At 37.1% G+C, this 15,474-nt stretch carries 6 protein-coding genes; all 6 read left to right on the forward strand.

The annotated features are described in order from the left end of the window. Window positions 1-627 (forward strand): hypothetical protein (locus ACOVQ4_RS17765; protein ID WP_421821958.1); only part of this gene is annotated, 627 nt, incomplete at its 5' end. Window positions 628-845: 218 nt separating this feature from the next. After that, window positions 846-2,084, forward strand: a complete 1,239-nt coding sequence (locus ACOVQ4_RS17770; RefSeq protein WP_421821959.1) for a metallophosphoesterase family protein — start codon at window positions 846-848, stop codon at window positions 2,082-2,084. Between the two features lie 105 nt (window positions 2,085-2,189). Beyond that, window positions 2,190-2,810: a PepSY-like domain-containing protein gene (locus ACOVQ4_RS17775; RefSeq protein WP_421821960.1), complete on the forward strand. Its 621-nt coding sequence runs from the start codon at window positions 2,190-2,192 to the stop codon at window positions 2,808-2,810. Window positions 2,811-3,053: 243 nt separating this feature from the next. Continuing rightward, window positions 3,054-4,181, forward strand: a complete 1,128-nt coding sequence (locus ACOVQ4_RS17780) for a lactonase family protein (protein WP_421821961.1) — start codon at window positions 3,054-3,056, stop codon at window positions 4,179-4,181. Between the two features lie 160 nt (window positions 4,182-4,341). Continuing rightward, the gene (locus ACOVQ4_RS17785; RefSeq protein ID WP_421821962.1) at window positions 4,342-9,705 is read left to right on the forward strand and encodes a T9SS type A sorting domain-containing protein; all 5,364 of its coding nucleotides are present in this window, start codon (window positions 4,342-4,344) and stop codon (window positions 9,703-9,705) included. A 235-nt stretch (window positions 9,706-9,940) separates the two neighbouring features. Then, window positions 9,941-15,247 (forward strand): T9SS type A sorting domain-containing protein, encoded by a 5,307-nt coding sequence (locus tag ACOVQ4_RS17790; protein WP_421821963.1) that lies wholly within the window; start codon window positions 9,941-9,943, stop codon window positions 15,245-15,247. The last annotated feature ends 227 nt before the right edge of the window (window positions 15,248-15,474 follow it).

Below are 15,474 nucleotides of genomic sequence, written 5' to 3' on the forward strand. Positions count from 1 at the left end.
GGGCATTCGGTACGGGAATATGTGCAGGGCAAACGAGTGAATCATTTTCATCCTGTCAATTATCTTTTGTTGATTGGTGGGGTGGCTACTTGGATTTATCTACATTACTGGGACGATCTTTTCAATATGGATATTATGTTCCAAAATATGAAAACCAAAGAACAAAAAGCTATAATGCCCTTCGTCAAAAAAGCCGTACATTTTGCTTTTGAAAATTATACCTATCAACTCATGTTTAGTATTCTTTTGTATGGTTTTTTCTCAGTTAAGATTTTAGGAAAAGAACGATATAATTGGGTTGAAGGAATCGTGTTACATCTTTTTGTGATTTCACATTCTGAGCTGATTAAGCTATTTTTGTTTCCATTATTAATTTTTGTAAAAAATAGTATTATTGGTTTTTATGTCCAATCGATGATGTCTTCCTTAATTAGTATGGTATATATGGTTTGGGCCTACAAGCAGTTTTTTGAAGAAAAAAGCATCTGGTCTACCATCTGGAAAAGCCTACTTTCGGTGCTTGCGGCGGCGCTTGTGATTGGATTAATTTCTGGTTTTGGCAGTTTTTTAATTACACTCGTAAGTGATAAACAAACCTTAATTAAGGCCGTGACAGGGGGAAAGTAAGAAAATTAGTACTCAAAATGAAATGTTAGATTGTGCTTTCAGATAACGGCTTTCAGGTATGGGCATTTGGCAAAAACATATCTATCGTTACTTAAAAAACATTTTAACACTCTTTGCCTTGTGCCTAAAACACAAAATTAAATCACTTATTCAATATATCGAGTTAAACCAAAGCCCAAAGTAGAAAGCCACCCTATCTAACACAATTGATTTTTAAAATGAAAATATTACATACTGCCGATTGGCATTTGGGTAAAAGATTGGATATGTTTTCTCGCTTGGAGGAACAACGTGAGGTATTAGCTGAAATCGTGGAGATTGCTGACAAAGAGGAGGTAGATGCCGTGATTGTAGCAGGTGATTTGTTTGATAACTTTAATCCTTCGTCAGAAGCTACCGAGCTTTTGTATTCTACTTTGTATCGTTTGTCAAAAAATGGAACACGTGCCGTAATTGCCATTGCAGGTAATCATGATTCTCCTGAGCGTATCGAAGTGCCTGATGCCTTAGCCCGTGCTTGCGGGATTATTTTTGTGGGATATCCCAACGCCTATGTACGTCCGTTTATGACCGATGGAGGGATAGAGGTATTGCATGTAGATAACGGATACATAGAGCTGGCATTACCCAAACAGCAAACGCCATTGCGTTTGATTTTGACACCTTATGCCAACGAAGTACGCTTGAAAACTTATTTGGGAGTAGAGGATACAGAGGATAGTCTTCGCCAGCATTTGGCACAGCACTGGAAGCAGTTGGCAGACCAATATTTCGACGAAAAAGGGATTAATTTCTTGGTAACACATCTTTTTATGATGAAAAATGGAGGAGAACAACCCGAAGAACCAGATGACGAAAAACCAATACTTCATGTTGGTGGTGCCTCTGCGATTTATTCTGAAAATATTCCTCCTCAAACGCAGTACGTAGCCCTAGGACATTTACACAGATTCCAAACCATTGATACAGAACCGTGCCCAATTATTTACTCGAGTAGTCCGTTGGCCTATAGTTTTTCGGAGGCTAATCAAACCAAATATGTGGTTGTGGTAGAGGCTCAGGCTGGGAAACCTGTCAATCTTTTACCTATTGCTTTAACTAAAGGGAAAAAATTGTTGCGTAATAAATTTACCGAAGTAGAAGAGGCTATAACTTGGTTGGAAGGCAATCAAGACGCTATTGTTCAGATTACGATGGTAACTGAAAGTTACTTGGAATCGGCGGATAAGAAAAGGCTGATGGAGGCACATCCGATGATGATGCCTATTATTCCTGAGGTAAAAAATTTGCAAAAAGGCAATGATGGTACTTCCAAAATTGTGAGTATCGACAACAAAAGTATGGAAGAACTTTTTGTAGAATATTTTAAAAATAGCAAAGAAGGAAAAGGTCAAGCCCCAAGCGAATCTTTGATGGAGCTTTTCAAAGAAATACAATCTGTGGAGATTTTTGAATAATTTTTGTCGAGAAGGCAACGGTTTTTGTAGACCATCAGTCATGTACTTATGAAACGTTTCAACTATATTTTTTAATCTCATAAAAAGTTAAACCAATAAGTACACATGAAAAAACAATTGTTATTATTGTTGATGGCTGTCGTGGGCCTTTATATGGTAGCTTGTCAATCACAAGATGGTGCTACACCTTCAAGTGATGGTGATTTGGAAGCAATCCAAGTGTCAGCTGCGCGTACTGCTGCGGATTCGACCACAAAAACTAAATGTAAAGGCAAATTAACTCCTATTGATTCTACTGCTTTACCGAGTAAGGTTATTTCTTATATCACTACCAATTATGCAGGCGCGCAAGTGAAATTTGCGGCAACAGATTCATTAGGGCAATATGTTGTAGGAATATATTTGAACAGTACACATACTGGATTATTGTTTGATGCAAGTGGTAATTTTGTTCAGATTATCGAAAAATATGGTAAAAAAGCCAAACTTACTGCCGTAGATATCACAACACTTCCTGCTTCGGTTACTAGCTATGTTACAGCTAATTATGCTGGTTATACCATCAAGAAGGCAGGAACCAATGCTGATGGAAACTTGTATGTAGGCATCGCAAATGATACCACAAGAGTGGTCTTGATATTTGATTCGGCAGGTAATTTTGTCAAAGTGGCTGATATTCCTCCAATGAATGGCGGTCGTGGCAAAGGTAAAGGTAGAGGTCATTGATTTATCTGATTTGAAAATTAGGGATTTTGAGAATTTGAAAATGACCTAATGTTTAAAAATTGCTTACAGCATAATGCAAACAACCTAATACAGATAAATATTTTAAAAGTGTAATTTGTAATGTAAAAAACCACGCTCTTGTAGTAGGAGCGTGGTTTTTTATTGGATAAAGTACAATTTTTTACCTACAGAATACTAACTTCGTTTTGTTAAAGTATTTTATGTCAAACCTTCAGCTATCCCGTGAAAAAACTATTGCTACTCGTTGGACTTACCATGACTACCATGGTGAATGTCCTAGCCCAAACAGCGTCCAAAGAATTTTATATGATTGTGGGCACCTACACTGCCAAAACTAGCAAAGGCATCTATGTGTATCGTTTTAATCCGAGTACTGGAAAATTGCAATATACTAGTCATGTTAGTGGTGTCAAAAACCCCTCCTTTATTGCGGTGTCACCAACCCAAGAAATGGTGTATTCGGTAGGCGAAACCGATGGCGATGGTACCGTAAATTCTTTCAGATTTGACCGTAAGCAAGGAGTGTTGTCCTATCTCAATTCACAATCAGCAGGTGGGCCAGGCTCTTGTCATGTGACTACCGACCGTACAGGCAAGTGGGTTATGGTAGGGAATTATGGAGGAGGAAGTTTGAGTATTCTCCCTGTCGAATCAGATGGAACACTCGGAAAAGCTACCCAGACCATTCAACATACAGGAAGCTCAGTAAACAAAAATCGTCAAGAAAAACCACACGTTCACTCGGTAAACGTAGCCATCAATAACACCGACGTTTTTGTGCCAGATTTGGGTGTAGATAAAGTGTATACTTATAAATTAGATACACAGAAAGGACTATTGAACCCCGGTAAACCAGCCTTTACCAGCTCGACACCAGGTTCAGGTCCACGTCATTTTGTGTTTTCGCCAAATAACAAATATGCTTACGTTATTGAAGAATTAACAGCAACTGTTACGGCATATCGTTATGAAAAAGGCGCTTTAAAACCCATTCAGACGATTTCGACCGTGCCTTCTGACTATACGGGGCTCAAGTGGGATGCCGATATTCATATTTCAGCTGATGGTAAATTTTTGTATGCTTCCAATCGCGCACACGAAAGTATTACGGTATATGCCATTGATGCCAAAACAGGCAAACTTACTTGGGTAGATAATACACCAGTAGAAGGCAAAACACCAAGAAACTTTGCGATAGACCCAACAGGTAATTATGTAGTAGTTGCCAATCAAGACAGCGATAACATTACCGTGTTTAGTAGAGATAAAAAAACAGGTAAGCTCAAATACACAGGCTATTCTATAGAAGTGTCGATGCCTGTATGTTTAAAATTTGCCGATGCGTTGTAAAGAATTACTAACACTTTAAAATAACGCAAAATTAACCTATATTGTCCAGAAAGGCTTGGTGACTGACATCACTGAGCCTTTTTTGATTTTGAATGAAGAATAAGTTTTTTATCGAGACAAAAACTTCATTTCTTTGTAGTCTAAAATTCAACATGATATTATGAAACAAATCTACATCATTCTTTTCTTTTTATTATCAGTACATCTCGTAAATGGTCAAGGCAACTACAGTTCGAGTAACTTTTGTAAAGGACAAAGGATAAGTTTAGTGTCGCCCATCCAAGGAAAGACCTATGAATGGTCGGGGCCTAATGGGTATAAGTCTACAGGAAGTCAGACTGTTACAGTTGCAGAGATTGCTGATTCTAGCAAGCATACGGGTATATACACCGTTGTGGTTGACAAGCTTCAAAAGCATCATATTTTTGTCGGAATAAATCGATATTTATCTACCAAGTTTTCTATATCAACTTCTTCTGATGTAAGCGGGAACAAAGTACTTAGTGTAACTGGGAGTCATGCAAGTACTTTTGAGTGGTCGGGACCCAACAACTATTTTGCACTTGGAGAGACAGTAAAGATACTCCTGCCCCAATCAAACAATAGTGGATATTATAAAGTTACCGCAAGAGACCAATATGGCTGTATTCTAAAAGACTCTATTAATCTGAAATTTGAAGGGAAAGATTGTATCGGTGATTTATCTGTATCTTACCAACAGGAGGGAGGCCCAGTTACGACACTCCCCGGTGGATATCCAGATCCGTATATTATCTCAACTTGTGAAGATTCAAAATCTAATTTAACTGTATCTACTGCCTCGTTTTTGGGCGATTGGAAAGTAATCTGGTATAAAGATGGGAAAGTTTTTTTAAATTCTACAAGTATCTCAATAGCAGAAGAAGGTACTTACTATGCCCTTTTACAGACTCCTACGTGTGAATTTAAATCACGTACTATTAAAAGGGTAAATACAAAGGGGCTCAGTGTTTACTTTCCAAATAATACATCAAGTGATTCATTACTACTGTGTAACAAAAGAGGAGTTGTGCAGTTGAAAGGGGCACTAGTAAATAATAATAATGGAATTAATGCCTCATCGCCTTCCTTTCAGTGGTATAAAAATGACTCACCAATTCCGAATGCTAATGGTTCAACATTTGATGTTACCTCAGAGGGTAATTATAGTTTTAAAATTGTATCAGGTAATTGTGTTGGAACTTCTACAAAAAAAATAATCAAGTCTACCGACAAGATTAGGGCAAATATTTCATACTATACAGGTGGGAGTATCATTGATTCTAACGTAGTAAAAGTATGTGATATAAAAACCGATTGGCATTCCTTAAGTGCTAAAGCAGATGGGGCATTTACTGTTTATAGGAATGGAAATCAAACCTATTCTTCTGATATGTTTAGCATTCGCGAGTATGGGCTTTATGTAATTAAAGCCACACAAGGGGAGTGTATTGCCTATGATAGCATAAAAATAGTACAGGGTAATGCCAATGATATTCTTCCATTGGCTGATTTTAGTAAAAATGTTTTGACTCTTCCTTTTACTTGCTCAAGTACTAATTTTAAAATACTATACTTTTATAATAATCAATATTTTGAGGACAAAATAAACTATCAGTGGTTCAGAGATGGAAAACTTATTAGTACCGATAACATTGTTACAAGCTCGGATGGTGCGAGTTTTGTACTTAAGGTTAATAACTCAAAGTGTCAATACCAAAGTAAGCCATTTTCTCAAGCACCTATTCCATCGAATAAGGTCATAGCAACATTTAGCTCTCCTCAAAAACGATATTTGTGTAGGAAAGAAAGCATTGAAATATCACTATCCGACTGTAATTCCTTGTACTATAAGTATAAAATTTGGAAAAGAGATGGGGTTGTAATCAATGAACCTTCTTCTAATAATCCAAATTATGGATGTTCGCTGACGGTTAATGAACCTGGTAAATATTGGATAGAATTTCCTACAAATACATGTACCTATTATTCTGATACAATCACTGTTGAATCTGCAGAGGTAAAAACTCCGAGCATTGTTGAGACCTGTGTATCTCAGAGTGTCAAAACCCTAGCAGTACAAGCGGAGAAAGGACTTTCCTATCTATGGCTTAAAAATGGTATTATACAATCTGAACTAAACCAAAGTAAAATAGATGTAGGGATTAATGATGCAAATACTTACAGAGTATTGATAAGTAATCCATACTGTGCTGCGCTTACCCCTGCGCTACATACTGGTATTCGTTTCCCACAAATAAAAAGTCTTTGTGAGGGCTCTTTACTTGAGCTAAATCCCCAAGCAACATCAGGTAATTATCGTTGGACAGGGCCTAATGGATTTACTTCTACCAGTGCAAATCCTGTGATTAACAACGTAGCCAAGACAAATGCTGGAGTTTATACCCTCACCTATCAGTCGACTACTGGTGGATGTGATGCTGTTTTTACAGTAATGGTAAATGTAAAAAATGCTGTCAAAGTAACCTACCCTTCATCAATGGAGGTATGCGAAAAAGGACAGCTAGCTCTTCCTCTGATTAAAACTACTGAGCAAGTTGGAATTAACTCTGTAGTTTATACAGGGCCAGGGATTTCGAATACGCTTAAAGGAGTTTCATCGCCATTAGTAATTGATAATTTTAATACAAACAACACAGGTATCTACAAGATTACTCCTATCAGGAGCGACACTAATACTTGTGGGTTTACGCATGAAATTACCGTTAGCATGAATAAATCTTCGGATTGCCGAAGTATCATTCTAAGGCAAACTCGACTAGATGCAATACCCGCAGCATGTGGGTTATCCTCCATTGAAATTCCTTTTGAAAAACTGGGTAACTTCGCACCCAATACAATTTTTAAAGTAATGATGGATAGTACTGTATTGGGAGAAGGTACCAACAGTCCAATCAAAATACAGCTGCCCGAAAGTACAAAAGACTGGTCTATCTTTATCACAACCTCTGCTCAGTCTGTAAGTTCACCGATAGGAATCATTAAGAATAGGGGAGTGAATAATAATCCTTTTTCGGCATGGGTAAGTTATTTAAATTATAATGATTTTTTCTACACTTCTGCCGGAATTACAGCGTGTGATTCTGTTCAAATGACGTTTTCTTACTATCCTTATTTTGGGAGGTGGGCTTATAACAATGAGCTAACCAGTAATGATGCTAAAACGATTTCAGCAAAGCAAAGCGGAAGTTATCAGGTTATTTATTTATCATCAGGTGGTTGCCTTGCAAAAACATCTCCTAAGAATATAGTGTTGAAGAAAATCCCTAAAGTGGTTGTTGATGGAAGTAAAGATATCTTTTGTGGTAAAAGTACATTATTAGCAGAAAGTAGCAATTTTCAATATCGAAGAAATGTATCCTATCAATGGATGAGAGACGGGATAGCTTTGTCAACGGATACTTCTTACAGTGGATTGTTTAACAGGGCAGGAAACTATCTACTGAAAGTAAAAATGGGTTCTTGTGAATCTGTATCGGATACCATTAAGTTGAAGAGTGCCCAAGGAAAAGTCCCTTTAAATATTAATCAATCTTTCAGTGTTAACACAGATGCTTCATTTAGTTGTAATGAAATGGGCATACAACTCAAGGAACAGCTATTTCAGGGAGACTCTACATGGAAGTATCAATGGTTTGTCGATAATAAACTATTAGCAGATAAAGTAGGGCCTAGCATAAAAGCGACAGAGAGTGGGGATTTTTTTGTAAGAGTAACAAAGGATAGTTGTTGGGGTGTTTCCAATACATATACATATCAAAAACCTAAAAATCGATTTATTTTTTATCAACAAGATGATGGGTATTATCCTGAAGTTTCAACTATGTCGATTTGTGATGGACAAACGGTTTATACCACTGCACGATTTATCTATCCCGATAGTGTTAATTACTATCCTAGGATAAAGTCCTTTACTGTTCGATTGAATAAGAATGGCAAGTTGATACATAGATTAAGCTATGAAAAAGACTATCATCCAGTAGATGATTGGCATGATGATGCAGAGTCTGCTCAATTAGATTCGTATAATAATAATTTCGGATTTCGGAGATTATCTCAATTAAATGCTGGAAAGTATGATATCGAGTTAGAATTAAACTTTAAAGATGGCACTACTTGTTCGTATAAGTCACACTCATTGGATATTCTTACTTCTGCAATAGCATCTACGCAGAAATATGCGAAGTTTTATATACCGTTTTACAGCAATGATTACGTAGGTGATACCCCAATAAATAGTTACAAAATCTGTGCTAAAGAGGTAAGACCATTTAGAGCATTCTATCAAGATGAAATCAGAGAATATAGCATTTATAAAGATGAAAAGTTAGTGGCAACCTATTCGGACTCTAAGAGTTTTGAAAATCATTTGGTCACTGAAAATGGTACTTATCAAGTAATCATAAAACTACAAGGAGGATGTACTGTAAAATCTGACCCCAAAGTTTTTCAGTTTAACAGTATTGAAACACTCTTGTCGATTTCAGAAGATAGTGTTTTATTATGCAAGGGTTTAAACACAAATATTTCATTTGTAAATTATAAAACGTATCTATATCCTAGTAAGTATCAATGGTTTAAAGACGGAGAAACAGTAGGAACTAATCATCATACCTTAGCAGTGAATGCGCCAGGGGTCTACCATCTTCAGGTACAGTTTCAAACAGCCACGGGTTATACTTGCGAGGGTATTTCTAAGAAAATATTGTTCAAAAATACAGAGATACCAACTACTATTACGCCAAGTGATTCGGTATCCGTATGTGGTGAAAAAGGTGTCGATTTGTTAGCTACTTCTTCAGAAGGACTTTATTATCTATGGCAAAGAAATCAACAAACGATAAATGATGCCACCCAGTCTATTTATCAGGCAAAGTCTTCGGGTACTTATCGAGCAATAGTTCAAAAAGGGAAGTGTATCGACTTTACCCCATCTGTAACCGTCAGCCAACTACCCAGCATCCCAGCCACAGCCAGTATCTCTGGCGACCAGTCGATTGATTATGGCAAGGAAGCTAAGCTGAAGGTAGACTTGGGTTCTCATGCTCCATGGACTTTTAAATTGTCGGACGGACAAGAATTTACTGCTCAGAAAACGCCATTTGAGATTACGGTAAATCCTTTATCCACAACCTCTTATACACTTTCAGAAGTAAAAAATATCTGCGGTACAGGTACAGTAAGTGGTACCGCCAAAGTTACGGTATTGGTATTAGGTATAGAGGAGGAAAGCGGTATTCTTGTAGAGGTATTCCCAGTGCCAACTTCAGATTATTTGACATGGAAAGTTAGAACAGATAAGCCTGCTTCTTACGACTTACGCCTGAGTGATACCCAAGGACGAGTGCTGGAACTGCAACAAAATACCACACGTTCTCAAGCGCACGAAGGGCAATTGAATATCAGTACATTGCCAACAGGAGTTTATTTTCTGCAACTGACCGTTGGAGATAAAACCTTTAGTCGTAAGGTGATAAAGGAGTAATTATGAGTGATGAGTTTTGTGTATTTTAGGCAAGGGCACTTTATGTATCTCATGAATTCCTTTTGAATGCTGCATGATTATTGTAAGTCCAAGGCTTAACGCAAAATTAACCTATATTGTCCAGAAAGGCTTGGTGACTGACATCACTGAGCCTTTTTTGATTTTGAATGAAGAATAAGTTTTTTATCGAGACAAAAACTTCATTTCTTTGTAGTCTAAAATTCAACATGATATTATGAAACAAATCTACATCATTCTTTTTTTATTGCTGTTTAAAGTATTGGCGTATGGACAAACGAATTATAGCTTCAATACTTTTTGTACAGGAACAAAAATAAGTTTGACTTCACCTTTGCAAGGTACAACCTACGAATGGTCGGGTCCTAATGGTTTTAACCAAAAAGGAAATAAGACTATCACTATCTCTGAGGCAGCAGACCCTACCAAGCATAATGGTACCTATAAGGTTCTAATCGATGGGGAAACTATTTACACATTTATTGTTACGGTAGGAAAGCTTATTCCAACAAAAATAACCTATAAATATAGCTCTACCTTTGGTGGGAGGCAACACTTGTATGCTGAAGGAGCGGAGGGATGTTGGTATTCGTGGTCTGGCCCTAATGGATTTATAGCCTATGACAACTATGTTTTTGTAGAAAATATCAACAAGTCTTCACAAGGCTTTTATAAACTCACAACTAGAGATAAATACAATTGTGTTGCACAGGATTCTGTCGAAGTGAAATTTAGTAATCCAGATTGCCCTTACAGGATATCAGTCTATGGAACTGGAAACTATTATTCATTTAACTGGAGTGGTGAATACGATTGGTATAATTTCGAAACTTGTGAAGGTACAGTAAGTAAATTGAGGGTAGATACTGCTGGATTTGCCAATGAGACTCTTATTACTTGGTACAAAAATGGAAAAGAGGTTGGGAAGGGTTCAAGTATTTCGACACTAGACGCTGGAGAATATTTTGCTACTATCTCGACTCCGACCTGTCAGTATAAAAGTCAAATATATACTCGAAAAGATATTAGAAGTATCAGTGCCCAATTCTATCAAGACAACATCATAGAGCCATTAAAACTCTGTGACAAAGGAGGTGAGCTAGTCTTGGATGCGAAAACGGCTCCTTATCAAAATTTAGGAGCAAACATCACCTATCAATGGTATAAAGATGGCGCACCAATAGAAGGAGCCACGTCAACTCAATACAAAGTTACTCAGCCCGGAGTCTATCAATATGCTGTAGCATCTGGCGTATGCTCAGGGGTCTCCCCAAAGAAAACTGTCATATCGTCGCCCAAGCCTAATGCTAATTTAGGAGTGTTCTTCAACAATCTAAGTTACGATACAAAAGAGTTTAAGCTATGCGATAAGAATATTTCATACTACTTTACGCTGAGTGCAGATGGCGAAAAGAAAATGTATAAAGATGGACAGCCTTATCTTGATCTAAGTTCCACTACAAACAGGATAGACCCTCAAGGATTAGGTACCTATGTATTAGAATCGAAACAGGGCGAATGTGTAAATTACGACACACTAAAAGTATCTCAAAATGCAGGTGGTGTGCTTCCTGTAGGTATAGATCAATATTACGACCTTTGGCAAGGTTGTGGTAATCCTAATTTAACTATTTCCCCAATTCGTTATACTGGAAATTCCTGGGCAGTTGAGTGGTATAGAGATGGTAATTTTGTTAGTAAAGCCTTTTTCTTTGCTAATCCACAAGCTGGAAATTATATAATTAAGGCTAGAGATTTAGTAACAGGCTGTAACTATGAAAGCTCACCTTTAACCATAAAGCCTACTATTGGTTTCTTTACTAGCTTAGGGAGTGAAAAGATTAGAAAAATCTGTAAAGGAGGATATACGAAATTATCCATGACTACTTGTGTAGTAGGAGATGTTGTATGGAAGAAAGATGGTGTGGTAATTTCTAGAAAGGAGGGAATAAATTGTAGTTTAGAAGCGAAAGACCCCGGGAAATATTGGGCAGAATATACAAGAAATCAATGTACTTATTTTAGCGATACCATTACAGTGGAAGTCTCTGAAATTAAATCGCAAGAAATTAAAACAGTTTGTGGTGTAAATAATACGCAATCTTTGGAGGTTGACAAGGAAGATGGCATGAGGTATTTATGGATGAAAAATGGAATCCCTCAAGTACACCTAACCGATGCGAAAATTAGTGTTCCTCCCTCTGCCACCTCTTATGGTTTTCAGGTGCTTATTACCAATAGTGATAATTGCACTTTTTTAACACCCAAAGTAGAAAGTGTTTTAAAGAACGACTCAGAGGTGATTTTATGTAGTGGCTCAACCCTAGTTCTCAATAAAAATGGGGGCAAAGGAAGTTATTCATGGAATGGCCCTAATCAATTTAGTTCGAATCTTGCTAGCCCTAGTATTCCTGATATAACAAAAGCAGCGGCTGGAGTTTATACCGTAAGTTTTTTGCAAGAAAATAGTACTTGTAAGATTGTGGAAACCATTAATGTTGTAGTTAATCTTGGCGTAAAATTGCAATATCCTTCATCTATAGAAGTTGTTGAGAATTCACAATTTATTTTTCCTACAATATCCAATAAGACAGGACCCAATCAAACTTTCATTGAGTATATCTCTTATTCGGGACCTGATATGTATGAAAGAACACTTAATTGGAATTATCCCGTTTCGATAGACCACTTCGAGGCTAAAAATGCGGGAACCTACACTATAAAAGGTATTACAGGGCAGGGTTCTTCAAGCTGTCAATCTACCGCTAAAGTAGTGTTAAGTCTTAAAAAGGATGCTACTTATAGAGGTATTGTGCTCGACTATCCTCCATTACGTATCATTGAAAATAGTTGTCCCAATACTTGGGTCGATTTAGCATTTAGAATTATTGGAAGTTTCCCTGTAGGTACAAAATTCGTAGTAAATAGCGACGTAGGTATTCTTGGAGTGGGAACAAGCTCTCCTATAAAAGTAAAAACGCCACAATACAGAACTTCTTCCTTGGATATTTGGATATCAACAGAAGATGGTGCGATTGTATCTGCTAAAAAAAGTGCGTATTTCTACTTTAAGAATGAAAATGAAAATGCTTCATTTTATCCAAATTATGGAATATGGCGTAACAATACAATCGTAGGCTGTGACTCAGTTTTATTGGTAAAGTACAATCAAGATAAACAAGGAGCCTGGATTCGTAACAATCAATTGATCAATAATAGTAATGGAGCTACCTATAAAGCAACCCAAGACGGAACCTATAAATTTTTATATCCACTTTCAAATGGATGTTTTGCAGAGAGCTCCCCAATCGATATCAAACTGAAAGTCGCCCCACCTGTTTACATCAGTGGTAAGAATATGATTTATTGTGGCGTAAGAACATCTTTGTATGCCTCTAATAATGTTTACTATAATATCCCATATACCTATCAATGGATGAGAAACGGTAGGATATTGGCAAATACTACGTCTAATTATATCCCCGAAGGTATTGAAGGTAATTATCAAGTTAAGCTAAAAACGGGTTCATGTGAGTCTATTTCGGATACATTTAAACTAACTACAGCTCCCACAAATAAAGTAAAATTTTATATTACTGATTATCGTAGGGCTTTTACGAAAGACTGTACCGAGGAAGGGCGATACCTTGATTTAGTGGATGTTGATAGATACAGTTCTTGGAAGTATCAGTGGTATTTTAATGGAAAACCCATCAATGAAGCAGGTAGCAGTATTAAGATATCTCAAGAAGGTAATTACCATGTAAAAATCACAAAGGATACTTGCTGGGGATTTTCTGATACCTATCATTACAAAAAACAATCTCCTTTTATTGACGTAAAATACGTCCTAAATGATTTGAACATTTCATCTGGGCAAACATTATGTGACGGCTACACTGTAAGCTCATATTCGGCCTCATTTCCATTTTTATATAGTCAGAATGATGCGCCAATTAAGTCCTTTGTGGCAACTTGGTATCGAAATAAAAAGCTGATTTGTAAAATAGAACATAATGGGTCGGCTATTGTATCACACTGGACAGATCCTCAATTTTCGAACATATATTTTCAAGTCTCTAGTAATACTCAAACTTGGGTATCGGGGCTTAAAGCAGGTGAATACTATTTAGAACTAAACGTTACTTATACCGATAAGCAAAATTGTGTAATGCGCTCCGAAAGCTTTGAGATCAAAGCATCTAACGAATCTTTACTAAGGGTTTATTATGATATACCAGGGTACACAAAAAGAGCCAATATAAGTGGTACTACACCTGTTTGTGCTAGCAAAATACAACCATACAGAATGGGCTATAAGAGTTCATGGATACTTGAATACAGAGTTTTTAAAGACAATAAGTTGATTGCTACGTATCAAGAACTAGAGGAATTCGAGAAACATACTATCTCGGAAGATGGACTTTATCGGGTGTCAGTTGCCATGCTAGGAGGATGCGAACTTGTTGCTCCAGCAGTTTATTTTAAGCTCAATAGCTTGGAAACGGCCATACTACCTTCTGATTCTCTGAACTATTGTAAGGGAGATAGAATTACGTTAAAAGCAAATGTTAATTTTGAAGGGGAAAGTGCTAGGTTTACCTACGATTGGATAAAAGATGGAAAAACGACAAATACGACCCCAAATTTACTAGTTAACTCGCCAGGGGTTTATCAGTTAAAAGTACAGTATAAATCAGCCGATGGAAATACTTGTGTAGGCTTATCCGAAAAGGTAACACTAAAGCATACTGATATTCCCAATCGAGTTACTACAGTCGATTCTACAATCTTTTGTGAAGGTAAATTTGCTAAGTTAAACATCGACCAAGTGCCTGCTGATACGCTGTTCTACCAATGGCAACAAGATAAAGTAAATATATTAAGTGCTAATCAAAGCAGTTTACAGGCTAACAGCAGTGGTTCCTACCGTGCATTAATTCAACGTGGGAAATGTTTGGATTATACAGAGAGTATCCAGATTAAAACCTTGGCCAACATCCCCGCCACAGCCAGTATCTCAGGCGACCAGTCGATTGATTATGGCAAGGAAGCTAAGCTGAAGGTAGACTTGGGTTCTCATGCTCCATGGACTTTTAAATTGTCGGACGGACAAGAATTTACTGCTCAGAAAACGCCATTTGAGATTACGGTAAATCCTTTATCCACAACCTCTTATACACTTTCAGAAGTAAAAAATATCTGCGGTACAGGTACAGTAAGTGGTACCGCCAAAGTTACGGTATTGGTATTAGGTATAGAGGAGGAAAGCGGTATTCTTGTAGAGGTATTCCCAGTGCCAACTTCAGATTATTTGACATGGAAAGTTAGAACCGATAAGCCTGCTTCTTACGACTTACGCCTGAGTGATTCCCAAGGACGAGTGCTAGAGGTGCAACATAATATGACTCGTTCCCAAGCGCATGAAGGTCAATTGAATATCAGTACATTATCTACAGGAGTTTATTTTCTGCAACTGACCGTTGGAGATAAAACCTTTAGCCGTAAGGTGATAAAGGAGTAATTATGAGTGATGACTGATTACTGGACAAAATTGAAGTAACTAGTTCAAGACTTAGTCTTGGACTCATTTTTTTAACAGTTTTAAACTGTTTTTAAAGATTCATTGAAAAAGTCTAAATACCTTTTCTCTTTTTGTCCAGTAATTAGGAGTGATGAGTTTTGTGTATTTTAGTCAAGGGCACTTTATGTATCTCATGAATTCCTTTTGAATGCTGCATGATTATTGTA

Source organism: Flectobacillus sp. (genome assembly GCF_049240685.1).
Lineage (GTDB): Bacteria > Bacteroidota > Bacteroidia > Cytophagales > Spirosomataceae > Flectobacillus.